A 25,899-nucleotide genomic window follows, 5' to 3' on the forward strand; every position below is an offset into this window, starting at 1 on the left:
CCCCGGGGGGGGTGCCCCCCGGGGGCCGCCGCCCCCCGGGGGGGGCGGCCGGGGGGGGGGGGGGGGCGGGGGGGGGGGGGGGGCCCCCCCCCCCCCCCCCCCCACAACCGGCTCAGGGCTGGGCAACCGGCTCAGGGCTGGGGTGCGGACAGCGCCCAGACCGAGGTGAGCAGGGTCGGTACGAACAGGGCGAACCCCACTACCGCGACCAGCGTGCCGCCGCCCATCAGGAAGCCCCCGAAGACGCCGAGCACGGTGCCCAGCGCGGCGATGCCCGCGCCCGGCCACCACCACGCGCGCGCGGGGCGCAGTTCGGCACCGGCCGGGCGGACGAAGGCGTCCCGCAGGTCGAGCCGGTCGACCTCGTGGTCGTCGAGAAACACGTTCTTCGGCGGCTCCCGGTGCAGCCGCCCCAAGGGCACCAGACAGGTGCCGTCGGACAGCCGCACCACGGCGGGCCGGCTGCCGCGGGCGTGCACCGTCACCGGTGCCGGGTCGTCCCTCAGTTCGTCGAGGGCCGGATGCCACATGACCCGCTGCCAGCGCGCGGTCGGTTCCGCGTGCTCGGGATGCCCGGACTCCGCTGCTTGCTCCGGCCGGCCGGCCGGTCCGGGCGAGTCCGCCACCGACAGCACCAGCCACGTGCTGTTAGAGTTCTGGAACGCGTTCCTCAGGTTCAGCCGCTCCCCGCGGCGCACCGTGGCCGTCATCGGGCGGCCCGGCCGCCGGGCCGCCAGCCGGAACCGCAGCCCGCGCCAGAGCCAGATCACGCCCAGCGGGACGAGGACGACTCCGCCGAGTACGGCGGGCACCCAGCGGTCGTCCTCGGCCGAGGTCTCGTCGGGGTCCGCAGGGAAGCCCCGCGGGTCCGCCTCGGCGGGATCGTAGACGACCTCGAAGTGCCTGCCCTCGGTGTAGCGGTCGGTGTCGTAGATGCCGAAGCGCTGGACGTGCGTGTGGCCGTCCGCGTCGCGCCAGCGCACGCGGATGTCCCCTTCCTCGCCGATGTCGTCCTCGACGATCAGCCCGTCGGCCTTGGCCGTGGCCCGGTCGCGGGCGTGCTCGTAGGCGAAGGCGTGTCCGCCGAGCCAGCCGGCGAACAGGACGTAGCCGACGACCGTGACGGTGAAGCCGAGGAGCGCGACGCGCAGGGCGGGTCCCGGGCGCCTCATGCGGCCGTCTCCTTCCGGGCCGTGGCGGCGGTCGCCAGCAGGGTCCGTACGGGCTCGGGGTCCCCGTCCTTCAGGGCTGCGGTGACCGGCTCGTACAGGTCCACGACGGTCGTGCCGTCGGGCGCGACCAGGACGCTGTTGATCCAGCGGTTGGCGTGGGTCCAGCCGGCCGCGTGCAGCACGGACTCCAGCCCCTGGACCACCGCGGTGCTCACCACCTGCGGGGCGGCCACCGACCGTACCGTGGCAGGCATCCACCGCAGCTGCGGTTCGAGACGGCGGGCCAGCCGCGGCCAGCTGCCGTCGGCGACGGTGTCCAGCGCGGCGGCCACCGCCTCCTCGGGCGCCTCGTGGCCGGTGGCGCCCTTCAGCAGCGTGAGGCCCGTGCGGTCGCTCAGGGCGTGCAGCCGCTCGTCGGGCAGGTCGAGCAGACGGACGGGGCGCATGTCGTCCGCCGGTGTGTCCTCCAGACCGGCCAGCAGGCGCACGCACCAGCGCTCGACGGACTCCGCGGTCCGCAGGGCCAGGGGCGCGCCGGTGTACGACGTGGCCGCCTCGACGTCGGCGGGCAGCGCGGCGATCCGGTGGCCGAGCGGCGGATGGTCCTCGACGGCGTACGGGGAGGCGGCGGCCATCTCCTCCTCCGACGTGACGGAGAGGACGCTGCGGTCGGCCACGAGCGGTTCGGCCAGGGCGCTCTCCAGGGCCGCGTACAGGTCCTCGGGGTAGGTCTCCTCCTCGGCCGCCGAGAGCACCCAGTCGGCGCCCAGGCCCTCGAACGCCGCGTGGATGATCCCGGTCCGGCGCAGCGCCCCGGCGGTGGCCGCGGTGCCGGCGACCCGGACGGCGTCGGCGTCGGCGGCCGTCTCCGCCTGCCACATCCGCGGCTGGGTGGCCCGCAGCAGCGGTGCGGCCGGCGGGCCGAGCGGGCGGAGACGGCCGTCCATCCGCTCCGCGAGACAGCCGCGGGCGAAGCGCAGCGCGGACATGCGCCGGTCGCGGGCATGGTGGACGTGCGCCAGCTCATGGGCGACGACCGAGGCCAGCTGGGCGTCGGTCAGCATGCGCAGCAGGGGCAGACCGAGCAGCAGGACGTAGGTGCGCACACCGCCGACCTTCGCCGGTCCCATGGACGCGTCCACGTCGGGGACGATCCGTACCAGCAGCGGCTCCCGGAAGCCGACCCGCTCGGCCACGTCCTGCACCAGCGCGACCAGTTCCGGTTCGTCCTCGGGCCGCACGGCCCGGCCGGGCAGCCGGTCCCGGCCCATGAAGCCTCGCGTGGCCCCCGCCACGAGCATCCCCACCAGCCACACCAGCGCCCACGAGGTGTGGAACACCAGGCCGGCGATGGTCAGCGCGATGCCGACGACGACATGTGGCAGCCAGGCCACGGTCAGCATCGCGCCGATGAGCAGCCACTCGCGGAGCGGCTGCGGTCGTATGTCCATGGGGGTGCGTTCCTGTCACGTGCGTGCTGCCTGCGGTGTCGGCGGATTCTGGCACACGCTGTGAACACATCTGTACGAATATCGGCTACGGACGGATCACGTTGTCTTGGCCGCTCACGCGCCTTCGCCGACCTCGCAGCGCAGTCGGCGGTCCGGCCCCAGGACCCGTACCGGGCCCGTCAGGGTCAGCCGGGCCGTGTGCCGGATCTCCGCGCTGGAGACGCCCAGCCGCAGTTCCAGTGCGCCCGGTTCGACGATCCGGCGTCCCGTACGGTCGGTGAAGGCGGACAGGTCCGGGTGGAAGCGGAACGTCACGCGCCGTGCCTCGCCCGGCGCCAGTTCCAGCCGCCGGTAGCCGATCAGACGGACGTCGGGGCGGGTCACGGACGCCACCGGGTCGTGCAGATACAGCTGCACCACCTCCGCGCCCGCCCGGCCGCCCGTGTTGCGGACGGTCACCGACACGTCGTACGTGCCGTCCGTGTCGTCGGTGGGGTACGAACCGTCCGTGCCGGTGCCGGTGCCGGTCGCGGGATCCGCGAAGTCCTCCCACGCGAACTCCGTGTACGAACGTCCGTGGCCGAAGGCGTACAGCGGGGTCGGGTCCAGGTTGCTGACCTCGCCCGCCAGGCCCAGCGGCGGCTGGAGGTACGTCCACGGCTGGCCGCCCGGCAGCCGCGGCACGCTCACCGGCAGCCGCCCGGAGGGGTTGACGCGGCCCGACAGCACCCCCGTCACCGCCGGGCCGCCCTCCTCCCCGGGGAAGAACGCCTGCACCACCGCGCCCAGCCTGCCCTGCCAGCGGCCGAGCGCGTACGGGCGGCCGGTCAGCAGGACCAGGACCACCGGGACGCCGGTCGCCACCAGCCGGTCCAGCAGCTCGCCCTGGCGGCCCGGCAGGTCCAGGTCCGCCACGTCGCAGCCCTCCCCGGACGTGCCGCGGCCGAACAGACCGGCCCGGTCGCCCAGGACGGCCACGCACACATCCGCCTCCGAGGCCCGCGCCACCGCCTCCTCGAAGCCTGAGTCGTCCGGGTCCGAGACCCCGCAGCCCTCGGCGAAGGTGACCTTCGCGTCGGGGAGCTCGGCGCGCATCGCCTGGAGCACCGTGGGGATGTCGATCCCCATCGGCACCTGCGGGTGGTGCGTCAGCACGTGCGAGGGGAACGAGTAGCAGCCCAGCATCGCGAGCGGGTCCGCCGCCCGCGGGCCGACGACCGCCACGCGCGCGTCGGGGGCCAGCGGGAGGATGCCGTCGGGGTTGTCCAGCAGGACCACCGACTCCTCGGCGAGGCGCCGGGCCAGCGCGCGGTTCGCCGCCGGGTCCAGGTCGACGGAGGCCGTCGGCTCCGGGGACCAGTCCTCGTCCAGCAGACCCAGTTCGCACTTCTGGAGCAGGACGCGGCGGGCCGCCCGCTCCACCAGGACGGCCGGGACCGTGCCCTCCCGCACGGCCGCGACCAGGTCCCGTCCGTAGCACTTCAGCGTCGGCAGCTCCACGTCGATGCCGGCCGTGAGCGCCAGCCGGGCCGCCTCGGCGGGCGAACCGGCGACCCGGTGCAGGGTCTGGAGGAAGCCGATGCCGAAGTAGTCGGCGACCACCGTGCCGGTGAAACCCCACTCCTCGCGCAGGAGTCCGGTCAGCAGCCAGGGGTCGGCCGAGGCCGGCACGCCGTCCGTCTCGTTGTACGCCGCCATCACGCTGCGCGCCCCGCCCTCGCGCAGCGCCATCTCGAAGGGCGGCAGCGTGACGTCGGCGAGTTCGCGCAGGCCCGCACGGACCGGCGCCAGGTTGCGGGCGCCCACCGAGGACGCGTACCCGGCGAAGTGCTTGAGCGTGGCGACGATCCCGGCCGACTCCAGGCCGCGCACATAGGCGCTGCCGACCGTGCCGACCAGGTACGGGTCCTCGCCGATCGTCTCCTCGACCCGTCCCCAGCGGGGGTCGCGGACCACGTCCAGGACCGGGGCCAGGCCCTGGTGCACGCCCACCGCGCGCAGGTCGCGGCCGATGTGCCGGGCCATCTCCTCGACCAGCGCCGGGTCGAAGGTCGCCCCCCAGGCCAGCGGCACGGGGTATGCGGTGGCACGCCAGGCGGTGAAACCGGCCAGGCACTCCTCGTGGGTGACGGCCGGGATGCCGAAGCGGCCCGCCGCGGCGATCCGGCGCTGGGCGCGGGCCAGGGCCAGCGCGCCGAGGTCCGGGTCGACGGGGGCGGTGCCGAAGGGGCGGGTGAGCTGGCCCAGGCCGAGGGTGATCAGCTCGGCGAAGTCGTCGTCGGTGAAGGCGTCGGTCATCTCGTGCTGGTGCGGGGCGACCCCGTCGCCGTCCGTGTCGGCCCCCACCCACACTCCGTACAGCTGGGCGGCCTTCTCCTCCAGGGTCATCCGGGCCAGGAGGTCGTCGACGCGGGCGGCGGCGGACCGGGCGGGGTCACGCCAGGCGGCGGTGGTCATGAAGCTCCACTCGGTAGGAGGTGTTCGGGGTGCTGATGACGCCAGTGCCGAGGGTGCAACGCGAATGTTTCGATATGTAATTCGAATGTTCCGGGAACCTATGGCGCGACAGGGGGTTCGTCAAGAGGTCGCGCAGGGATACGATCGCCGCCATGACAGCCCCGGAGCCTGCCGAAGCCCAGATGACAGGGCGGTCCAGCCGGACCGCGACGCTCGCCGAGATCGCCCGTGAGGCAGGCGTGTCGGCGCCGACTGTTTCGAAGGTCCTCAATGGCCGTGCCGATGTCGCCCCGGCCACCCGCCACCGGGTGGAAGAGCTGCTGCGCGTCCACGGCTACCGGCGCCGCCGGGCCGAGGCCAGCCGCTCGCCGCTGATCGACCTGGTCTTCCACGAGCTGGAGAGCGCCTGGGCGATGGAGGTCATCCGAGGCGTGGAGAACGTGGCCCGGGACGCCGGGCTGAGCGTCGTGCTGAGCGAGAGCGCTGGTCGGCTCACCCCGGGGCGGACCTGGGCCGACCAGGTCGCCGCCCGTCGCCCGTACGGCGTCGTCCTCGTCCTGTCCGGGCTCGACGAGTCCCAGCGTGCCCTGCTGACCAGCAGGTCCATCCCGTTCGTGGTGATGGACCCGGCCGGCGACCCGGGCGCCGACGTGCCGTCCATCGGCGCCACCAACTGGCAGGGCGGCCTCGCCGCCACCCGGCATCTGATCGATCTCGGGCACACCCGCATCGGCGCGATCAGCGGACCGGCCACCATGATGTGCAGCCGCGCCCGGGTGGACGGCTACCGGGCCGCCCTGGAGACGGCCGGTCTGCCCGTCGACCCGGGGCTGATCAGGGCGGGCGACTTCCACCACGACGCCGGTTACCGGCTGGGCCGCGAACTGCTGAGCCGGCCGGACCGGCCCACCGCCGTCTTCGCCGGCAACGACCTCCAGGCGCTCGGGCTCTACGAGGCCGCCCGCGAGCTGGGGCTGCGCATCCCGGACGACCTCAGCGTGGTCGGGTTCGACGATCTGCCGGTGGCGCGCTGGGTGGGGCCGCCGCTGACGACCGTACGGCAGCCGCTGACCGAGATGGCGGAGGCGGCGGCCCGGCTGGTGCTGGAGCTGGCGCGCGGCGAGGGGGCGCCGACGGCGACCCGGGTGGAGCTGGCCACCAGCCTGGTGGTGCGGTCCAGCGCCGCGGCTCCCGCGGATTCCGCGGCCGCTGCGGCTCCCAAGGCTTCTGCGGCCTCTGTGGCCCCTGCGACCCCTGTGGCTCCTGCGGATCCGGCGGCTCCCGCGGGTCCTGTGGCCGGAAGTTGACGTATTGACGGGTGGGGCCGGTGCCTCCACACTCCACCGAAGTCAATCGGCTGGACGACCGAAACTTTCGGAGGCACCCGCAATGAGAACCTCCAGATCGTCATCCTTGCGTATCCGGCTCGCCGCCCTGCTCACCGGCGTCACCGCCGTCGGCGCCCTGCTCGCCGCCGGCATGACGTCCGCCCAGGCCGCCGACACCCCCCTGCGTGACCTCGCGGCCGCCAAGGGCAAGGTCGTCGGCACGGCGGTCACCGGCTCCAAGCTCACCGGCAGCTACGGCGACATCGCCGGGGCCCAGTTCGGTTCGCTCACCCCGGGCAACGCCATGAAGTGGGGGTCGGTCGAGCCGACCCAGGGCACCTTCAACTGGGCCGAGGCCGACCAGATCGTCGCCTTCGCCCAGGCGCACAACCAGCAGGTGCGCGGCCACACCCTGGTCTGGCACAGCCAGAACCCGAGCTGGCTGACCAACGGCAGCTGGACGGCCGCCCAGCTGAGCAGCCTGCTCCAGAACCACATCGGCACCGAGGTGGGCCGCTACAAGGGCAGGATCACCGCCTGGGACGTGGTCAACGAGCCCTTCAACGAGGACGGCACCTACCGTTCGACCCTCTGGTACAACGGCCTCGGCGCCGACTACATCGCCAGCGCCCTGACCTGGGCGCGAGCCGCCGACCCGGCCGCCAGGCTGTACATCAACGACTACAACGTCGAGGGCGTCAACGCCAAGAGCACCGCCCTGTACAACCTGGTCAAGTCCCTGAAGGAGCGCGGCGTCCCGATCGACGGCGTGGGCCTCCAGGCCCATCTGATCCTCGGCCAGGTGCCGTCCACGCTCCAGCAGAACATCCAGCGCTTCGCCGACCTCGGCGTCGACGTGGCGATCACCGAGCTGGACATCCGGATGGCGTTGCCTGCCGACAGCACGAAACTGGCCCAGCAGGCCGCCGACTACAAGGCGGTCACCGCCGCCTGCGTGGCCGTGACGCGCTGCGTCAACCTGACGGTCTGGGGCTTCACCGACTCCGACTCCTGGGTCGACAGCACCTTCCCGGGGTACGGGGCGGCGACGCTGTACGACGCGAACTACGCGCCGAAGCCCGCGTACTACGGCGTGGCCGAGGCGCTCGGCGGTACGACGACCACGCCGCCGCCCTCCACCGGCGCCTGCACGGCGACGTACAGCGTGGTCAACCAGTGGAACACCGGCTTCACCGGTCAGGTGAGGATCGCCTGCTCCGGCGCCTCGCTCTCCTCGTGGAAGGCGGTCTGGGCGTACGGCGCGGGGCAGCAGATCACCCAGGCCTGGAACGCGACCTGCACCCAGTCGGGCGCGGCCGTCTCGTGCGTGAACGCCTCCTACAACGGGTCGGTCCCGGACGGCGGTTCGGTGACGTTCGGGTTCAACGCGTCCTGGAGCGGGAGCAATCCGCTGCCCACGGTGACACTGGGCTGAGTTCGCACTGAACCCACCCTGAGAAAAGTGAGATTTTCTGAAGAAAACTGCCCTAGACAAGCCCGTTGTAATAATTCGGACTTACGTTCCTCTGCGTGACCGGACACGACGAGAAACAGGACTGGGACACGGGCAGACGCGGAGGCCGGCGGTCGATCGTCCTGAGAGCCGCCGGCCTCTCCCTCGCAGGCGCTCTGGTGCTCGGCGTCGCGGCGACGGGATGGGTCTACTGGCATCTGAACAACAACATCAAGAGCGTCGACATCAACAGCGCGCTCGGCGACGACCGCCCGGCCAGGGCGGCGGCCGCGTCCACGCCCACGCCCGGCGGGCCGGTGTCCCCCTCGGCCGCCGCCTCCGCGCCGCCGACCGGGGCGCTGAACATCCTGGTGCTGGGCTCGGACTCGCGCAGCGGCGCCGAGAACCGGGAACTGGGCGGCGGCAGCAGTTCCGGCGCCCGCTCCGACACGGCGATGGTCGTGCACCTCGACGCGGGGCGCACCACGGCCACCGTGGTCAGCATCCCGCGCGACACCCTCGTCACCCGTCCGTCCTGCCCGCTGTCGTCGGGGCGCTCGACGGCGGTGGCCTACGGCGCGATGTTCAACAGCGCGTACGCGGTGGGCGGTCCGGTCTGCGCGGTGAAGACCGTCGAGTCGATCACCGGCGTACGCATGGACCACTACATCGAGATCGACTTCTCCGGCTTCGCGAAACTGGTGAACGCGCTCGGCGGGGTCACCGTCACCACCGACGAGGACATCGACGACGACGACAGCCATCTGCACCTCGCGGCGGGCACCCATCACCTGGACGGCAAGCAGGCCCTCGCCCTGGCCCGCACCCGGCACGGCATAGGCGACGGCAGCGACCTCGGCCGCATCGGCCTCCAGCAGAAGCTGGTGAAGGCGCTGCTGACCCAGATCGCCTCGATCGACCTGCTGACCGACCCCACCGAGCTCTACGGGGTCGCCGACGCCGTCACCGGCAGCCTGACCACCGACACCGGACTCGACTCGCTGGGCGAACTCACCGGCCTGGGCGAGAGCCTGAAGGGCCTGGCGGCCGACCGGGTCGAGACGGTGATGATGCCGGTGGCGACCGCCCCGTCGGACCCCAACCGGGTGGTGGCCCGGGAACCGGCGGCGAGCGGGCTGTGGGAGTCCCTACGGTAGGGCACCTCGTTCAGATCACGCCGATGAGCTGCGGAAACGCACCCCGGAGAAAATTCTTCGAAGAATTCCGGCGGCCGTGTCGATCCGGCCCTCCCTTGTTCGACGCACAGGTGAGAGGCGGGGAAGGACCCCGCCCGGGAGACTCGGCACCGTACGGGTCGCCCATCGCCGTGAGGAGTCACGATGCCCCGCTTCCTTTCGCTCGTGCAGATCGACGAGTCCACCGCGCCCGCCGAGGGACCCAGCCCCGAGCTGATGCAGCGGATGGGTGAACTGATCGAGGAGATCACCAAGGCCGGTGTCATGCTCCAGACGGAGGGCCTGACGCCCAGCGCGCAGGGCAAGCGCGTCCACTACGCGGGCGGGGAGCTGTCCGTGACCGACGGGCCCTTCACCGAGGCCAAGGAGGTCGTCGGCGGCTACGCCATCATGCAGTGCAAGGACATGGCCGAGGCCGTGGAGTGGACCAAGCGCTTCCTGAAGGTGCACGAGGACTTCTGGACGGTGACCTGCGAGGTGCGCCAGATCGCCGAGGGCTGATCGGTTCCGCACTGGGTGTTGTCAGTGCGGGGGTGTTCGATGGGGGGTTGTGAGCTCGCAACCCCCCGCCGACCCGCGCGGCGTCATCGAGACCGTCTTCCGCCTGGAGTCCCCCCGCGTCATCGCCGCCGCCACCCGGATCGTGCGTGACATCGGCATCGCGGAGGAGCTGGCCCAGGACGCCCTGGTCGCGGCCCTGGAGCAGTGGCCGCGGGACGGGGTGCCCGACAACCCGGGTGCCTGGCTCGTCACCGCCGCCCGCCGCCGCGCCGTCGACCTGGTCCGCCGCCGGGAGAACTACGCCCGCAAGCTCGCGGAGATCGGCCGCGACCTGGAGACCACGGTGCCGGCGCAGGAGCCCGCCGACCCGGACGCCATCGACGACGACCTGCTCCGGCTGGTCTTCACCGCCTGCCACCCGGTGCTGTCCGCCGAGGCCCGCACCGCCCTGACCCTGCGCCTGCTCGGCGGCCTGAGCACGTCCGAGATCGCCCGCGCCTTCCTCACCCCGGAGCCGACGGTCGCCCAGCGCATCGTCCGCGCGAAACGGACCCTCGCCACCCGGAACGTCGCCTTCGAGGTGCCCGTCGGCCCCGACCGCGAGGCCCGCCTCGGCTCGGTCCTCGACGTCATCTACCTGATCTTCAACGAGGGGTACGCGGCCACCGCCGGGGACGACTGGCTGCGCCCGGCGCTGTGCGAGGACGCCCTGCGGCTCGCCCGGCAGCTCGCGGCGCTGATGCCCAAGGAGCCGGAGGTGCACGGGCTCGCCTCCCTGCTGGAGTTCCAGGCCTCCCGCACCGCCTCCCGCACCGGCCCCGACGGCGAGCCGATCCTGCTCAAGGACCAGAACCGCCGCCGCTGGAACCGCATGCTCGTCGCCCGTGGCGTCGACGCCCTCGCCCGTGCCGACGCCACTGTCACCGGCGTCCCCGGCCCGTACGTCCTCCAGGCCACGATCGCCGCCTGTCACGCCCACGCCCACACCTACGAGGACACCGACTGGCAGGCCATCGCGACCCTGTACGGTCTGCTGGCCGTCCGCGCCCCCTCCCCGGTCGTCGAACTCAACCGCGCGGTGGCCGTGTCGATGGCGGACGGTCCGGCCCCGGCCCTGGAGATCGTCGACGCGCTGGCCGCCGAACCCGCCCTGCGGGACTACCACCTGCTGCCGAGCGTCCGGGGGGACCTGCTGGCACGGCTGGGCCGCACGGGGGAGGCACGCACGGAGTTCGCCCGGGCGGCCGCCCTGGCCCGCAACGAACGGGAACGACGGCTGCTACGACGACGAGCAGACAACCCCACACCCTGAACAGCGCCCCGAAGGGCCGGGGGAGCCGCGCGACCGGCCACGACGGACCCGCACGGCGGCCGCAGGCCCGCACTGCCGGAAGCGCCCCCCAAGGCCTGCCCTAGGCCGGACGGCCGATCAGCATCGTCGGCGCCCCCGCCACCCGGGTGAGGAACACCGTCGCCGCGTGCGGCCCCTGCGGCTTGACCTTGCGCCGCAGCTCCTCCGGTTCCACCGCCGACCCGCGCTTCTTGACGGTCAGCACCCCGACCTCCCGCTCCCGCAGCAGCGCCTTCAGCCGCTTGACGCTGAAGTGGAGCTGGTCGGTGATCTCGTACGCCGAGGCGTACACGGTCGGGCGCAGCTCGTCCGACGTCACGTACGCGATCGTCTCGTCGACGAGGCCGCCGCCGACCTCCTCGGCCACCTCGGCCACCAGATGGGCACGGATGACGGCGCCGTCGGGCTCGTACAAGTAGCGTCCGACGGAACGGACTCCGGGGTCGGGCAGGCCGCGGGAGAGCAGGGTGCGCGGGCCGGGCAGCAGGGTGGAGCGCACCGCCCCCGGGCTCGTCCCGAACCACAGCACCGCCTCCTTCACGTCCCCGCCGTCCGAGATCCACTCGGCCTCCGCCTCGGCGGGCACCGCCTCGTGCGGAATGCCGGGCGCGACCTTCAGCGCGGCACGCGGGGCCGCCAGGGCCGTCCGCACCGCCCAGGACAGCGGCGGCGAGTACGCCTCCGGATCGAAGATGCGTCCCCGCCCGCCCCGGCGCGCCGGGTCCACGAAGACGGCGTCGTACGACGACACGTCCACCTCCGTGACGTCCGCCTCCCGCACCTCGATCAGGTCGGCGAGTCCCAGCGCCTCGGCGTTCGCGCGCGCCACGGCCGCCGTCGTCGGGTCGCGGTCCACGGCCAGGACCCGGATGCCGGCGCGGGCCAGCGCGATCGCGTCCCCGCCGATGCCGCAGCACAGGTCCGCGACCGAGGTCACGCCGAGCTCCTCGAACCGCCGCGCGCGGTAGGCGGCCACCGTCGCCCGGGTGGACTGTTCGACCCCGTTGGGCGTGAAGAACATCCGCTCCGCGTCCTCGGCCGCGAACTTCGCCGCCGCCCGCTGCCGCAGCCGTGCCTGGCCGAGCGCCGCCGACACCAGGTCGGCGGGGTGCTCGCGGCGCAGCCGGGTGGCGACGGCGAGTTCGTCGGCCGGGGCGGTGTCGCGGACCTCGTGGAGGAGGGCGCGGCCTTCGGGCGTGAGGAGGGCGTCCAGGTCGTTCACCGGCTCATTGTGGGCCAGTCGGTGGACGGCGCGCCTCCGGTGGCGGTGTCGGGCCCGGCCGGCGGCCCTGGGCTGGGAGGATCCGGCAACATGCGAGTAGTCGTACAAGCTGAAAAAAATGCTTTTGTTCGGACTGTGAGAAGCCCCCGGACCTCCAGGGTCTCCCGCGCCTGCCGGGTCTCCCGGATCGGCGGTGTCGCCGCGCTCGCCGTCGCCGCCGTCGCCTCGGGCTGTGCGCAGGGCGGCGGGGCCGCCCAGGTACGCCCGGCCCCCGGACAGCAGGGGCTCCAGGCACCCCCGGCCCGCGCCCTCGACGCCTACGCGGGGCGGCTGCGCGCCGAGTACGCGGCACGGGCGGCCGCGGCCCGGCGCTGGGGCCTGGCCCGGGTCCCGCTGACACCCCCGGCGCCACCGGCGAGGAAGCCGCGGATCACCGCTCGCGCCGGCTTCGAGGTCGACGGCCGGCGGGAGCGGAACCTGCCCCCGGTCTTCACCACGATCCCCACCAGGAAGAGGATCGTCTTCCTCACCATCGACGACGGCGCCGAGAAGGACCCGGCGTTCCTGCGCATGATGAGCGAACTGAAGATCCCGTACACCGCCTTCCTCAGCGACTACCTGATCAGCGACGACTACGGCTACTTCAAGAAGATGCAGCGCAGCGGGGTGGTCCTGAACAACCACACCCTGCACCACCCCTACCTCCCCGGACTGTCGTACGAGGAACAGAAGCGCGAGATCTGCGGCATGCAGGACGTGATCGAACGTCACTACGGCAGGCGCCCGACCGTCTTCCGCCCGCCCTACGGCGACTACGACCGGGACACCCTGGCCGCCGCGAAGGCCTGCGGCATCAAGTACGCCCCGATCTGGGACGAGGAGGTCTTCGTCGACCACTGGGAGTACCGCGAGTGGGACCAGGACCTGCACCCCGGCGACATCGTCCTGACCCACTTCCGGGGCCGCTCCGACTGGCGGGGCACCATGCCCGACATGATCCGGCGGTTCCTCCGGAAGGTGACCGACAAGGGCTACGCGGTGGCCCGCCTGGAGGACTACCTGTGAGGCTGCGGGCGCTGACCGCGGGAGTGCTGGCGTCGGCCGTACTGCTGCTCACCGGCTGCGCCCAGTCCGTCGACCCGATCGAACGGCTGGGCAGGAAGGCGGCCCAGGGAGTGCGACCGCACGGCCCTGGCGCCCAACAGGCGTACCGCCACTGGGGTCTGTCGGCCCCGCTGGCCCAGGCCCCCCGGCGGGCGGCCCGGCCGCTCACCGCCACCGCACCGGGCCTGCCGACGGTGGTCGACCGGGTCAGGACCCACGACCGGGTCGTCTTCCTCACCTACGACGACGGCGCCGAACGCGACCCCCGGTTCGTCGACATGGTCCGCGAACTGCGGCTCCCGGTCAGCATGTTCCTCACCGACAGCGTCGCCGGACCGGGGTACGGCCACTTCGCCCGGCTGCGCTCGGTCGGCGCGAGCCTGCAGAACCACACCCTCGACCACCCGTCCCTGCGCGGACTGCCCTACGTCGGCCAGCGCGCGGAGATCTGCGGACAGCAGGAGAAGCTCAGGACCCGCTTCGGCCTGCGCCCGCGGCTGCTCCGGCCGCCCTACGGGACGTACGACCACGCCACCCTGCGGGCCGCCGCCCGGTGCGGTATCTCGACGCTGGTGCTGTGGCGGGTGTCGATGGGCGCGGCCGGCCTGACGTACACCAGGGGTTCGCACCGGCTGCTCCCCGGCGACATCGTGGCCGTCGGCCCGGACGAGACCCCGGGCCCGACCCTCAGGAAGCGCACCACCCACCTGCTGCGCCGGATCCAGGAACAGGGACTGACGGTGGCTCGCCTGGAGGACTACGTCTAGGACCTGTCCGGGGGACAGGCCTGGTCCGGCCGCGCGCGAACCGTCTCGTGCGCGGCCGACGGCATCACCGTCGATCCCCGCGCCGCCGCCGGCCGGGCGCGAAAAACCGCGCCGCGCCGTCCGCAATTGGCACTCCGCTTGACCGAGTGCTAATCGCGGTCATAGTCTCGGCTCTGGCACTCCCCCCTGGAGAGTGCCAACACGCGACGGGCAGGTCCGGCACCCGCGACGACGGATCCACCTGGTCGCCACCTCAGACAGTTAACCCCGTGAGATCTCCGAAGGGGGAGGTCGGATCGTGACGACCACCAGCTCCAAGGTTGCCATCAAGCCGCTCGAGGACCGCATTGTGGTCCAGCCGCTGGACGCCGAGCAGACCACGGCCTCTGGCCTGGTCATCCCGGACACCGCCAAGGAGAAGCCCCAGGAGGGCGTCGTCCTGGCCGTGGGCCCGGGCCGCTTCGAGAACGGCGAGCGTCTTCCGCTCGACGTCAAGACCGGCGACATCGTGCTGTACAGCAAGTACGGCGGCACCGAGGTGAAGTACAACGGCGAGGAGTACCTCGTCCTCTCGGCTCGCGACGTCCTCGCGATCATCGAGAAGTAGTCACCTCGCTTCCTCGCGAAGCACTTTGTTTTTGAACTGCGCCCCTGGCCCCCGCGACCATTAATCAGCCGGGCGTCGGGGGCGCAGTCGTTCACCCTGATTCACCTCGAGATTTCCGAGAGGGCAAACGCTCCCATGGCGAAGATCCTGAAGTTCGACGAGGACGCCCGTCGCGCCCTCGAGCGCGGCGTCAACAAGCTTGCCGACACGGTCAAGGTGACGATCGGCCCCAAGGGCCGCAACGTCGTCATCGACAAGAAGTTCGGCGCCCCGACCATCACCAACGACGGCGTGACCATCGCCCGTGAGGTGGAGATCGAGGACCCGTACGAGAACCTCGGCGCCCAGCTGGTGAAGGAGGTCGCCACCAAGACGAACGACGTCGCGGGTGACGGCACCACCACCGCCACGGTGCTCGCCCAGGCGCTCGTGCGCGAGGGCCTCAAGAACGTCGCCGCCGGTGCCTCCCCGGCCGCCCTGAAGAAGGGCATCGACGCCGCCGTCAAGGCCGTCTCCGACGAGCTGCTCGCCTCGGCCCGCCCGATCGACGAGAAGTCCGACATCGCCGCCGTGGCCGCGCTGTCCGCCCAGGACCAGCAGGTCGGCGAGCTCATCGCCGAGGCCATGGACAAGGTCGGCAAGGACGGTGTCATCACCGTCGAGGAGTCCAACACCTTCGGTCTGGAGCTGGACTTCACCGAGGGCATGGCCTTCGACAAGGGCTACCTGTCGCCGTACTTCGTGACGGACCAGGAGCGCATGGAGGCCGTCCTGGAGGACCCCTACATCCTCATCAACCAGGGCAAGGTCTCCTCCATCCAGGACCTGCTGCCGCTGCTGGAGAAGGTCATCCAGACCAACTCCTCCAAGCCGCTGCTGATCATCGCCGAGGACGTCGAGGGCGAGGCCCTGTCGACCCTGGTCGTCAACAAGATCCGCGGCACGTTCAACGCCGTCGCCATCAAGGCCCCCGGCTTCGGCGACCGCCGCAAGGCGATGCTGCAGGACATGGCGATCCTCACCGGCGCCACGGTCATCTCCGAGGAGGTCGGCCTCAAGCTCGACCAGGTCGGCATCGACGTGCTGGGCTCGGCCCGCCGCGTCACCATCACCAAGGACGACACCACGATCGTGGACGGCGCCGGCGAGACCGCCGACGTGCACGGCCGCGTCGCCCAGATCAAGGCCGAGATCGAGAACACCGACTCCGACTGGGACCGCGAGAAGCTCCAGGAGCGCCTCGCGAAGCTGGCCGGCGGCGTGTGCGTGATCAAGGTCGGCGCCGCCACCGAGGTGGAGCTGAAGGAGAAGAAGCACCGTCTGGAGGACGCCATCTCCGCGACCCGCGCCGCGGTCGAGGAGGGCATCGTCTCCGGTGGTGGCTCCGCGCTGGTCCACGCCGCCAAGGTCCTGGAGGGCAACCTCGACAAGACCGGCGACGAGGCCACCGGTGTCGCCGTGGTCCGCCGCGCGGTCGTCGAGCCGCTGCGCTGGATCGCCGAGAACGCCGGCCTGGAGGGCTACGTCATCACCTCCAAGGTCGCCGACCTCGACAAGGGCCAGGGCTTCAACGCCGCCACCGGCGAGTACGGCGACCTGGTCAAGGCCGGCGTCATCGACCCGGTGAAGGTCACCCGCTCCGCCCTGGAGAACGCCGCGTCCATCGCCTCCCTCCTCCTGACGACCGAGACCCTGGTCGTCGAGAAGAAGGAAGAGGAGGAGCCGGCCGCCGGCGGTCACGGCCACGGCCACTCCCACTGACGCACCCCGGTGACCCCGGCGGGTCCTGACCCGGCCCCGGCGGCCCCCGACAGGAACGCCGCCGGCCGACCAGGCCCGCCCACTCCGCCCCGCCCCGCCGCAACTCGTCGCGGCGGGGCGGAGTGCTGTCCGGCGGCACTCGCGACCTGGGCGGCACCGGATCCCGTACCGCCACCGAACGGCCCAGCGCGGCGGAAGCCCCCGTTCCCTGTGAGAGGGAACGGGGGCTTCGCCCCTCGCGGGTCCGTACGGAAACCGACGGCTCAGTTCTCCAGTGCGTCCAGCACTCCCAGCTGCGCCATCAGTCCGAGTCTGTCGTACTGCCACCAGCCCTCGACGAGCTTGCCGTCCTCGCCGCACCGGAAGACGGTCGTGCCCGTCATCGACACCCGCCGGCCGGTGGCCGGGATCCCCAGGAAGTCGCCGCGGTGCGTGCCGTGCCAGGTCCAGCGGGTGCAGACCCGGTCGTCCTGGCAGATCTGCTCGTCCACGGTGAACGCGAAGTCGAAGGCGCCCCGCCACATCTCGAACTCGCGCCGCATGTTGTCCAGCCCGAGCGTGTCCTGCTCGTTGGCTGGGTCGTGGTCGTGGTAGTGCTCCGCCATCATGCTGTTCAACGGAGGCAGTTCACCGGCGGTGGAGACCAGCTCGAAGAACCTGCGCGCGTTGGCCGCGTACAACTGCTCGTCGCGCACCACCTCGAGATCGGTGAAGGTCGGCATCCCGTCGCAGAGGGCGGCCATCTCCTGGAAGATCCGGTCGGTCTCGGGGAGATGCGAGTTGCGCATCGCGTCCTCGTACGAGGGGAACTCCACGATCTGTACGAAGTGCGCGTCGTCCGACCGGTCCTGGCCGATCAGATCGTGCGTCGCGCTCCGTCTGCCCTTGGTCTCCTCGACCCAGGTGTCCAGCAGCCGGTTCATCTCGTCGAACCGGCTCGTCCTGCACTCGATGAGCTGTACGAACGTCATGACGCCGCCTCCGGCCCCCCTGGGTCCGGTTCCCTCCGGCCATTCTCGCACCGGAGCGGCGGCGTCACCTGTCCGGCGCCGGCCGGGCCGCGCCGGCGCTCACTGGGGCCCGTACTTGCGCCCCGTCCGCGAGGTGACACCGCCCAGCAGCCCCCGCGGGGTCACCTTCACCAGGCCCATCAGCACCTTGTAGCGCGGATCGGGGACGGACAGGGTCTTCCCGCGCGCCAGATCGCCGAGGGCCGCCGCGACCAGCTTGTCGGCGTCCAGCCACATCCAGTCCGGGATGTTGTCCGTGCCCATCCCGGCCCGCTGGTGGAACTCGGTCCGCACGAATCCCGGGCACAGCGCCATCAGCCGTACGCCGCTGCCCGCCAGGTCCCGCGCGGCTCCCTGCGTGAACTGCACGACCCACGCCTTGGACGCCCCGTACGTGCCCCGGGGCACGAAGGCCGCGACCGAGGCGACGTTGACGACTCCGCCGCGACCGCGCTCGCGCATCCCGCCGGTCGCCGCGGCCGTCAGCCGCAGCACCGCCTCGCAGTGCACCTTGAGCATCTTCAGCTCGTCGGCCATCGACACGTCGAGGAAACGGCCCTTGTTGCCGAAGCCCGCGTTGTTGACCAGCAGGTCGACGGGGTTCCTGCGGTCGGCGAGCCGGTCCGCCACCAGGTCGATGCCGTCGTCCGACGCGAGGTCCGCCGTCAGCACCTCCGCCTCGATGCCGTGCCGGTCGTGCAGTTCGGTCGCCTGCTCCCGAAGCCGCTTGGTGTCGCGTGCCACCAGCACGAGGTTGTGCCCGTCCGCGGCCAGCCGCCGCGCGAACGCGGCACCGATGCCCGCCGTCGATCCCGTAATCAGAGCCGTTGTCATGGCCCAAGGGTAGTTACCCGGACGGTGTTGGTCCGCTCGGTGCGGCGGACATCGGGACGGCCGGGTCCGCCCGGCCCACGAGGCTTCCGGACGGTTCGCGTCCGCCGGGCTCACGAGGCTTCCGGACGGTCCGGGGCCGCCCGCCCCGCGCGGCCTCCCGGGGGTGTACGAGGCTTTTCCGGGGGCGCGTGACGACGGTTCAGGACCGCTGTTGTTCCACGTACTTCCGGGCCGCGGCCAGCGACTCCGGGTGCAGTGCCTCGCCGGCCGGGAGCAGTCGCGGCAGCAGTTCCCGTTCCGTCGTGGACGCCCGGAACTGGAGGGCCACGGTCACGTCGTGGTCCGGCCGGTGCACGATCTCGACCGGATCGCCCGCCCTGATCTCACCCGGCTCGATCACCCGGAGATAGGCGCCCGGGGCACCCTTATGCGTGAACCGCTTCACCCACCTCGACTCGCCCAGGTGGCCCTGGAAAGTGCGGCACGGGATCCGCCCGCAGGTCACCTCCAGCACCACCGCGCGCCCGACGCGCCAGCGCTCGCCGATCCGCGCGCCGGACACGTCGACCCCGAGGGTCGTGAGGTTCTCGCCGAACATGCCGTTGGCGAGCGTCCGGCCCAGTTCGCGTTCCCAGTCGTCGAGGTCCTCGCGCGCGACCGCGTACACGGCCTGGTCGTTGCCGCCGTGGTGCCGTCTGTCGCACACCGCGTCCCCGGCCAGCCCGCTCCCGCCGGTCCCCTTCGGCCCGGGGGCGGCCACCCGCACGGGTCCGTCGGCCGGCCGCTTGTCGATACCGGTCAGGCCCTCCGCCTGGTCCGTGTAGGGCACGGCCCGCGGGCGGCCGAGGTTCACCGAGAGAAGCTTCATGGATGCACGCTAATGGGTCCAGCCCCAAAGCGTCGACGCACTATTGGGCGCCGCATCCAAGAACCGCTTATGCTCGAAAGGTGATCGAGGCCCGTCATCTCCGCGTTCTGCGCGCCGTCGCCACCACCGGCTCCTTCTCCGCGGCGGGGCGCGAGCTGGGCTGCACCCAGCCCGCCGTCAGTCAGCAGATGAAGGCCCTGGAGGCGTCGGTCGGCACCCCGCTGCTCATCCGCAGCGGCCGTGAGATGCGCCTGACCCAGGCCGGCGAGGCCCTCGTCCGGCACGCGGCCGGCATCCTCGCCGGACTCACCGCCGCCGAGGAGGAGGTCGCCGCCATCGCCGGTCTGCGCGCGGGCCGGGTCCGGCTGGTCTCCTTCCCCAGCGGCAGCTCCGCCCTCGTGCCCGCGGCCCTCGCCGCCCTGCGCGCCGCGCACCCCGGCACCCGCGTCTCCCTGGAGGAGGCCGAGCCGCCCGAGTCGGTCGAGAAGCTCCGCGACGGCGACTGCGACGTGGCGCTCGCCTTCCGCTACGAGAGCGCGGCGGGCGCGGAGGAGTGGGACGACCTCGTCGTACGCCCCCTGCTGACCGACCGCCTGGTGGGCCTGGTGCCCGAGAACCACCGGCTGGCCCGCGCGCAGTCCGTGGACATCGGCGAACTCGCCCGGGAGCCGTGGATCGCGGGCTGTCCGCGCTGTCGCGGGCAACTGGTCGAGGCGTGCGAGAGCGCGGGCTTCACCCCGCGCATCGACTTCGCCACCGACGACTACCCCGCGGTGGTCGGCCTGGTGGGTGCCGGTCTCGGCGTCGCCGTGCTGCCCCAGCTCGCGGTCGAGTCCGTACGTCCCAGAGGGGTGCGCACCGTGACGGTGGAGCCGGCGGTGCGGCGGAGGATCGTCGCGCTCACGCTGCCCGACCTGGCTCAGGTGCCGGCGGTGGCGGCGACGCTGGCGGAGCTGGAGCGCGCGGCCGTCCGCTGAGAAGCAGGGAGTGCGGGGGGTGTTCGATGAGACGCCGGAAGCGCCGGGGGTGTTCGCTGAGACGCCGGGAGTGTCGGGGGGCGTCCGCTGAGACGTCGGAAGCGTCGGGCGTCCGCTGAAATACCGAAGCGTTCGCCGAGGCTCCAGGCTTCGGAGGTGTCGGGCGTCCCGGGTTGCCGGGGCACCGCTCAACACGTACGCCGGGGGCGCGCACACAGCTCCCCGGTGGTGGCCGCACTGCTGCCGGGCCATGCCCGCATGTCCATGGCGTTCCGGCTATGGCGTCATGACGTCCGTGCGCCGGTCCGTACGTCAGTCCGTGTGTCAGTCCGTGCGTCGTTCGTGCGTTACGTCCAGACGTTTGTGAAGAAACGTTCCTTCAGGTGTTCGAGCCGCCGTCCATGCCGGTGGCCGACGCCGATACGAGCCGGTTGCGTGCCCGGCCCATGAGCTCTTCGCGTTCGTCCTCGGTCAATCCGCCCCACACGCCGTACGGCTCGCGCACCGCCAGTGCGTGCGCCGCGCACTGCGCGCGGACCGGGCACCTCATGCAGACCTCCTTGGCCGAGTTCTCACGAGCGCTCCGGGCCGCTCCGCGCTCGCCCTCCGGGTGGAAGAACAGCGAGCTGTCCACCCCGCGGCAGGCGGCGAGGAGCTGCCAGTCCCACAGGTCCGCGTTCGGTCCGGGAAGGCGGGAGAAATCTGCCATTGCGTGACCCCTTGCAGCCGTTCTGAGCGGATACGGTGCTCACGACCGTACATCTACGATCTAAGGAGATGAAAATATGACTCATTGCGAATCTAGCCGCGGACACCAACAGATGGGAAGAAATGGGTCTAAATGGGGCATGGCTTGTGATGAAAGACGGTAGGACCGCCGCGCGCGACTGCCCCGTGTCCGTCCCCTCACGTAGAGTGCCGAAGATGGCACAGAGCCCCGTAACTCTTTCGAGTGACCGTCGTTGAGAGTGCGGATGCGGTTGAGAACGCAAACGCTCGGGCAGGCGTCCGAGACGGTCGACCGCACAGGTGACGATTCGTAACAGCCTGGAGGCACAAGGTGACGCGCATCAGCTGCGGAGGGCGGCCATGACATCCGTCCTCGTCTGCGACGACTCCCCGCTTGCCCGAGAGGCGCTCCGCCGCGCGGTCGCGACCGTGCCCGGCGTCGAGCGCGTGACGACGGCGGCCAACGGCGAGGAAGTCCTCCGCCGCTGGGGGGCCGACCGCTCGGACCTGATTCTGATGGACGTACGCATGCCCGGCCTGGGCGGCGTCGAGACCGTACGGCGGCTGCTGTCCGCCGACCCCGGTGCGCGCATCATCATGCTCACCGTCGCCGAGGACCTGGACGGAGTCGCCCTCGCGGTGGCCGCCGGCGCCCGCGGCTATCTGCACAAGGACGCCTCGCGTGCCGAACTGCGCGCCACCGTCACGCAGGCCCTCGCCGACCCGACCTGGCGGCTCGCCCCGCGCCGGCTGCGCTCGGCCGAGATGGGTGCCGCGCCCACGCTCACCGCGCGTGAGATCCAGGTCCTGGAGGGCATGAGCCACGGCCGCTCCAACGCCGAGATCGGCCGGGAGCTGTTCCTCTCCGAGGACACCGTCAAGACGCACGCCCGACGCCTCTTCAAGAAGCTCGGCGCCTCGGACCGTGCGCACGCGGTGGCGCTCGGGTTCCGCTGGGGCCTGGTGCGCTAGGCGTGCCGGATGGACCGGGTGCGTCGTCGCGGGGGCAGCACAACCCGTAGGAAGTCCCAGGTGGTCCCCGCCTACCTCAAGGTGGGCGGGGGCGGCAACCGGGCACGCCGGATGCCCGCTGCCTGTTTCGCCGCGGATGCCGCATCCTTGAGGTGTGGAGTTCCTCGGGGACGAGTCGGTCGAGCGGAAGAGGAGGGCGCAGGAGATGAGTTCCGGCGCACCTGCTCATAACGCTTCGGTGCACAACGATGGACGCGGTGCCGCGGACCAATCGGCCGCAGGGCACCATGGTCCGATGCGTGAGGACGACGTGGCCACTGCCCCGGGGTCGATCGGTGCACTGGTCCACCGTGCCGTCGATGGGGACGATCAAGCCACGCACGACCTGCTCGCCCACGTCCATCCCCTGGCGATCCGGTACTGCCGGACCCGGCTGTCCCGGCTGCCGGGCGACGCACGCCACTTCGTGGAGGACCTGGCGCAGGAGGTCTGCGTCGCCGTCCTGCTCGCCCTGCCCCGCTACCGGGACACCGGCCGCCCCTTCGAGGCGTTCGTCTTCGCCATCGCCGCGCACAAGGTGGCCGATCTCCAGCGTGCCGCGATGCGCCACCCCGGTTCGACGGCCGTCCCGTCCGACGAGATGCCGGAACGCCCCGACGACTCGCTGGGTCCCGAGGAGCGGGCGCTGCTCAGCAGCGACGCGGAGTGGGCGAAGAAACTGCTGGCCAACCTTCCCGAGAACCAGCGTGAGCTGCTGTTGCTGCGGATCGCGGTGGGGCTGACGGCGGAGGAGACGGGCCAGATGTTGGGAATGTCACCCGGTGCGGTCCGGGTGGCTCAGCACCGGGCGCTCAGCCGGCTGCGGGCGCTCGCCGAGCAGTGAGCGGACCATGTCACCGGGCCGGATCGTCGGCAGGCGGCAGGGGACCGGTCCGGCCGCCGGAGCCCTCGGTCGCGCGCCGGACCTGGCCGTCCTGGCTCTCGGCCGCGCGCCGGACCTGAACGGGCGATCCCTCGTTCCCGTACGGGCTCCGATACGCGTTCTCGTACGAACATACGAAGCCCGGAGTCGCTCCGGACAGTGGAAACCGTGGAATGAGCGGCCCCTGCTTCCCGTTAGCATGGACATCCGCACCGATCAAGGCCATTTGGGGAAGGTGTCATGACTGCCAACGTCGACGGAGTGCCCGGAAAATTCGCGACACTCGGGCTGACCTACGACGACGTGCTGCTGCTGCCGGGTGCATCGGAAGTGCTCCCCAACGCGGTCGACACCTCGTCCCGCATCTCGCGCAACGTGCGCGTCAACATTCCGCTGCTCTCGGCCGCCATGGACAAGGTGACCGAGTCCCGCATGGCGATCGCGATGGCCCGCCTGGGCGGCGTCGGCGTGCTGCACCGCAACCTCTCCGTCGAGGACCAGGTGAACCAGGTCGACCTGGTCAAGCGGTCCGAGTCCGGCATGGTCACCGACCCCATCACGGTCCACCCGGAGGCGACGCTCGCCGACGCGGACGCGCTCTGCGCGAAGTTCCGCATCAGCGGTGTGCCCGTGACCGACCCGGCCGGCAAGCTCCTCGGCATCGTCACCAACCGCGACATGGCCTTCGAGTCCGACCGCAGCCGCCAGGTGCGCGAGGTCATGACGCCGATGCCGCTGGTCACCGGCAAGGTCGGCACCACCGGTGTCGAGGCCATGGAGCTGCTGCGCAAGCACAAGATCGAGAAGCTTCCGCTGGTCGACGACGACGGCGTCCTCAAGGGCCTCATCACGGTCAAGGACTTCGTCAAGGCCGAGAAGTACCCCAACGCCGCCAAGGACGCCGAGGGGCGCCTGCTCGTCGGTGCCGCAGTCGGTGCCAGCCCCGAGGCGCTGGAGCGCGCCCAGGCCCTCGCCGAGGCCGGCGTGGACTTCCTGGTCGTCGACACCTCGCACGGCCACAACAGCAACGCCCTCAGCTGGATGGCCAAGATCAAGTCGAGCGTCCCGGTCGACGTGATCGGCGGCAACGTCGCCACCCGCGACGGCGCGCAGGCGCTGATCGACGCCGGTGTCGACGGCATCAAGGTGGGCGTGGGCCCCGGTTCCATCTGCACCACCCGCGTGGTCGCCGGCATCGGCGTCCCGCAGGTCACCGCCATCTACGAGGCGTCCCTCGCCGCCCGCGCGGCCGGCGTCCCGCTGATCGGTGACGGCGGCCTGCAGTACTCCGGCGACATCGGCAAGGCGCTCGCCGCCGGTGCCGACACGGTGATGCTGGGCAGCCTGCTGGCCGGCTGCGAGGAGTCGCCGGGCGAGCTGCTCTTCATCAACGGCAAGCAGTTCAAGTCGTACCGCGGCATGGGCTCGCTCGGTGCCATGCAGTCCCGCGGCCAGGGCCGTTCCTACTCCAAGGACCGCTACTTCCAGGCCGAGGTCGCCTCCGACGACAAGCTCGTGCCCGAGGGCGTCGAGGGCCAGGTGCCCTACCGCGGCCCGCTCGCGAACGTGCTGCACCAGCTCGTCGGCGGCCTGCGCCAGACCATGGGTTACGTGGGCGCCGCCACCATCGAGGAGATGGAGTCCAAGGGCCGCTTCGTGCGGATCACCTCCGCGGGCCTCAAGGAGAGCCACCCGCACGACATCCAGATGACGGTCGAGGCACCCAACTACAGCCGCAGCAAGTGACCCGCACGCGCGCGTGATCCCGTACCGGGGCACGCGCGCGTGAGGTCGTAGGAGAACACGCACCAGGTCAGGTACGGCCGTCGTACGTGACACCGCGTCCGAGGCGCGGACGAGGGCGGCTCCGGGGCTCCGGGGCCGCCCTCGGCGTGCCCGTCGGCGATACTGGTAGACGCTGAAACGCAGAGGGAAAGGCCACAGACGTGACTGAGATCGAGATCGGGCGCGGCAAGCGCGGCCGCCGGGCGTACGCCTTCGACGACATCGCCGTCGTCCCCAGCCGCCGTACGCGGGACCCGAAGGAGGTCTCGATCGCCTGGCAGATCGACGCCTACCGCTTCGAGCTGCCCTTCCTGGCCGCCCCCATGGACTCGGTCGTCTCCCCGGCCACCGCGATCCGTATCGGTGAGCTGGGCGGCCTGGGCGTGCTGAACCTCGAGGGCCTGTGGACGCGGTACGAGGACCCGCAGCCGCTGCTCGACGAGATCGTCGGGCTGGACGACGACACCGCCACCCGGCGCCTCCAGGAGATCTACGCGGCTCCCATCAAGGAGGAGCTGATCGGGCAGCGCATCAAGGAGGTGCGCGACTCCGGCGTGGTCACGGCGGCGGCGCTCTCCCCGCAGCGCACGGCCCAGTTCTCCAAGGCGGTCGTCGACGCGGGCGTGGACATCTTCGTCATCCGCGGTACGACCGTGTCGGCGGAGCACGTCTCCGGCTCGCACGAGCCGCTGAACCTGAAGCAGTTCATCTACGAGCTCGACGTCCCGGTGATCGTCGGTGGCTGCGCCACGTACACCGCGGCCCTGCACCTGATGCGCACCGGCGCGGCCGGTGTGCTGGTCGGCTTCGGCGGCGGCGCCGCGCACACCACCCGCAACGTGCTGGGCATCCAGGTCCCGATGGCCACGGCCGTCGCCGACGTGGCGGCCGCCCGCCGCGACTACATGGACGAGTCCGGCGGCCGGTACGTGCACGTGATCGCGGACGGCGGGGTCGGCTGGTCCGGCGACCTGCCCAAGGCGATCGCCTGCGGCGCCGACTCCGTGATGATGGGCTCCCCGCTCGCCCGTGCCACGGACGCGCCCGGCAAGGGCCACCACTGGGGCATGGAGGCCGTCAACGAGGAGCTGCCGCGGGGCAAGAAGGTCGACCTCGGCACGGTCGGCACGCTGGAGGAGGTCCTCACCGGCCCCTCGCACACCCCGGACGGCTCGATGAACCTCTTCGGCGCCCTGCGCCGGGCCATGGCCACCACCGGCTACAGCGAGCTCAAGGAGTTCCAGCGCGTCGAGGTGACGGTGGCGGACTCGCAGCACAAGCGGTAGTCCGCACGGCCGCAGCGGCCGTACGCCCTTACGGGAGAAGGGCCCGCCCCACCACTCGGTTGGGGCGGGCCCTTCACCCGGAAAGCGGTCGTGGTGATAGATCGGAAGAGCGTCGTGGATGGGAAGAGTTTGGGTTGTGTTTTGTA

Annotated in this window: 22 protein-coding genes; 14 read left to right on the plus strand and 8 right to left on the minus strand. The window is 71.9% G+C overall.

Going from position 1 to position 25,899, the window contains the following annotated elements; translation table 11 throughout:
• Positions 1-131 precede the first annotated feature (131 nt).
• From ABT085_RS20445 to ABT085_RS20455, 3 genes are all read right to left on the minus strand, one after another.
• Positions 132-1,172 carry a hypothetical protein gene (locus ABT085_RS20445; protein ID WP_351609521.1) on the minus strand — a complete coding sequence of 347 codons (1,041 nt, stop codon included), beginning with the start codon at positions 1,170-1,172 and terminating at the stop codon, positions 132-134.
• On the minus strand, positions 1,169-2,623 hold the full coding sequence (locus tag ABT085_RS20450; RefSeq protein WP_351609524.1) for a M48 family metalloprotease: 1,455 nt from the start codon (positions 2,621-2,623) through the stop codon (positions 1,169-1,171). The genes ABT085_RS20445 and ABT085_RS20450 overlap by 4 nt, the downstream gene beginning before the upstream one ends.
• A gap of 114 nt (positions 2,624-2,737) precedes the next feature.
• The gene (locus tag ABT085_RS20455) at positions 2,738-5,080 is read right to left on the minus strand and encodes a beta-xylosidase/alpha-l-arabinosidase (protein WP_351609527.1); all 2,343 of its coding nucleotides are present in this window, start codon (positions 5,078-5,080) and stop codon (positions 2,738-2,740) included.
• Positions 5,081-5,232: 152 nt separating this feature from the next.
• Here ABT085_RS20455 and ABT085_RS20460 point away from each other — a divergent pair, with 152 nt between their 5' ends.
• The 5 genes from ABT085_RS20460 (at position 5,233) to ABT085_RS20480 (ending at position 10,870) form a co-directional block, all read left to right on the plus strand.
• Positions 5,233-6,387, plus strand: coding sequence for a LacI family DNA-binding transcriptional regulator (locus ABT085_RS20460; RefSeq protein ID WP_351609530.1), 1,155 nt, complete (start codon positions 5,233-5,235; stop codon positions 6,385-6,387).
• A gap of 82 nt (positions 6,388-6,469) precedes the next feature.
• Positions 6,470-7,843 (plus strand): glycoside hydrolase family 10 protein, encoded by a 1,374-nt coding sequence (locus ABT085_RS20465; protein ID WP_351609532.1) that lies wholly within the window; start codon positions 6,470-6,472, stop codon positions 7,841-7,843.
• Between the two features lie 95 nt (positions 7,844-7,938).
• Positions 7,939-9,018, plus strand: a complete 1,080-nt coding sequence (locus tag ABT085_RS20470) for an LCP family protein (RefSeq protein WP_351609533.1) — start codon at positions 7,939-7,941, stop codon at positions 9,016-9,018.
• 183 nt (positions 9,019-9,201) lie between these two features.
• On the plus strand, positions 9,202-9,558 hold the full coding sequence (locus ABT085_RS20475) for a YciI family protein (protein ID WP_351609536.1): 357 nt from the start codon (positions 9,202-9,204) through the stop codon (positions 9,556-9,558).
• A 49-nt stretch (positions 9,559-9,607) separates the two neighbouring features.
• Entirely contained in the window at positions 9,608-10,870 is a 1,263-nt protein-coding gene (locus ABT085_RS20480) for an RNA polymerase sigma factor (protein ID WP_351609539.1), read from the plus strand.
• A 100-nt stretch (positions 10,871-10,970) separates the two neighbouring features.
• Here ABT085_RS20480 and ABT085_RS20485 read toward each other — a convergent pair whose 3' ends face one another.
• Positions 10,971-12,131 (minus strand): class I SAM-dependent methyltransferase, encoded by a 1,161-nt coding sequence (locus tag ABT085_RS20485; protein ID WP_351609542.1) that lies wholly within the window; start codon positions 12,129-12,131, stop codon positions 10,971-10,973.
• Between the two features lie 90 nt (positions 12,132-12,221).
• Between ABT085_RS20485 and ABT085_RS20490 the strand changes: the two genes are divergently transcribed.
• From ABT085_RS20490 to groL, 4 genes are all read left to right on the plus strand, one after another.
• Positions 12,222-13,196 (plus strand): polysaccharide deacetylase family protein, encoded by a 975-nt coding sequence (locus ABT085_RS20490; RefSeq protein WP_351609545.1) that lies wholly within the window; start codon positions 12,222-12,224, stop codon positions 13,194-13,196.
• Positions 13,193-14,002 carry a polysaccharide deacetylase family protein gene (locus tag ABT085_RS20495; protein ID WP_351609552.1) on the plus strand — a complete coding sequence of 270 codons (810 nt, stop codon included), beginning with the start codon at positions 13,193-13,195 and terminating at the stop codon, positions 14,000-14,002. Before ABT085_RS20490 ends, ABT085_RS20495 begins: the two co-directional genes overlap by 4 nt.
• A gap of 298 nt (positions 14,003-14,300) precedes the next feature.
• Positions 14,301-14,609 (plus strand): co-chaperone GroES, encoded by a 309-nt coding sequence (gene groES / locus ABT085_RS20500; RefSeq protein ID WP_003998759.1) that lies wholly within the window; start codon positions 14,301-14,303, stop codon positions 14,607-14,609.
• Positions 14,610-14,744: 135 nt separating this feature from the next.
• A complete protein-coding gene (gene groL, locus ABT085_RS20505; RefSeq protein WP_351609555.1) occupies positions 14,745-16,370 on the plus strand; it encodes a chaperonin GroEL in 1,626 nt (541 codons plus the stop codon).
• 263 nt (positions 16,371-16,633) lie between these two features.
• On the opposite strand, the gene ABT085_RS20510 is transcribed toward groL, so the two are convergent.
• The 3 genes from ABT085_RS20510 to ABT085_RS20520 all read right to left on the minus strand — a co-directional run bounded on the left by ABT085_RS20510 (position 16,634) and on the right by ABT085_RS20520 (position 19,082).
• Positions 16,634-17,341, minus strand: a complete 708-nt coding sequence (locus ABT085_RS20510; protein ID WP_351609557.1) for an ester cyclase — start codon at positions 17,339-17,341, stop codon at positions 16,634-16,636.
• Between the two features lie 99 nt (positions 17,342-17,440).
• Positions 17,441-18,214 carry an SDR family NAD(P)-dependent oxidoreductase gene (locus tag ABT085_RS20515; RefSeq protein WP_351609560.1) on the minus strand — a complete coding sequence of 258 codons (774 nt, stop codon included), beginning with the start codon at positions 18,212-18,214 and terminating at the stop codon, positions 17,441-17,443.
• A 199-nt stretch (positions 18,215-18,413) separates the two neighbouring features.
• Positions 18,414-19,082 carry an MOSC domain-containing protein gene (locus tag ABT085_RS20520; protein ID WP_351609563.1) on the minus strand — a complete coding sequence of 223 codons (669 nt, stop codon included), beginning with the start codon at positions 19,080-19,082 and terminating at the stop codon, positions 18,414-18,416.
• A gap of 80 nt (positions 19,083-19,162) precedes the next feature.
• Here ABT085_RS20520 and ABT085_RS20525 point away from each other — a divergent pair, with 80 nt between their 5' ends.
• On the plus strand, positions 19,163-20,059 hold the full coding sequence (locus ABT085_RS20525) for a LysR family transcriptional regulator (protein WP_351609566.1): 897 nt from the start codon (positions 19,163-19,165) through the stop codon (positions 20,057-20,059).
• 379 nt (positions 20,060-20,438) lie between these two features.
• On the opposite strand, the gene ABT085_RS20530 is transcribed toward ABT085_RS20525, so the two are convergent.
• Positions 20,439-20,768, minus strand: a complete 330-nt coding sequence (locus ABT085_RS20530; RefSeq protein ID WP_351609568.1) for a WhiB family transcriptional regulator — start codon at positions 20,766-20,768, stop codon at positions 20,439-20,441.
• Positions 20,769-21,148: 380 nt separating this feature from the next.
• Here ABT085_RS20530 and ABT085_RS20535 point away from each other — a divergent pair, with 380 nt between their 5' ends.
• The 4 genes from ABT085_RS20535 (at position 21,149) to ABT085_RS20550 (ending at position 25,753) form a co-directional block, all read left to right on the plus strand.
• Positions 21,149-21,760 carry a response regulator transcription factor gene (locus ABT085_RS20535; protein ID WP_003948568.1) on the plus strand — a complete coding sequence of 204 codons (612 nt, stop codon included), beginning with the start codon at positions 21,149-21,151 and terminating at the stop codon, positions 21,758-21,760.
• Positions 21,761-22,055: 295 nt separating this feature from the next.
• Complete coding sequence (locus ABT085_RS20540) at positions 22,056-22,643, plus strand: sigma-70 family RNA polymerase sigma factor (RefSeq protein ID WP_351609571.1); 588 nt, start codon at positions 22,056-22,058, stop codon at positions 22,641-22,643.
• 279 nt (positions 22,644-22,922) lie between these two features.
• Positions 22,923-24,428, plus strand: coding sequence for an IMP dehydrogenase (gene guaB / locus ABT085_RS20545; RefSeq protein WP_351609573.1), 1,506 nt, complete (start codon positions 22,923-22,925; stop codon positions 24,426-24,428).
• Between the two features lie 200 nt (positions 24,429-24,628).
• Positions 24,629-25,753, plus strand: coding sequence for a GuaB3 family IMP dehydrogenase-related protein (locus tag ABT085_RS20550; RefSeq protein WP_162468510.1), 1,125 nt, complete (start codon positions 24,629-24,631; stop codon positions 25,751-25,753).
• Positions 25,754-25,899 lie beyond the last annotated feature (146 nt).

It is taken from the genome of Streptomyces sp. NPDC002265 (genome assembly GCF_040296125.1).
Classification (GTDB): domain Bacteria; phylum Actinomycetota; class Actinomycetes; order Streptomycetales; family Streptomycetaceae; genus Streptomyces.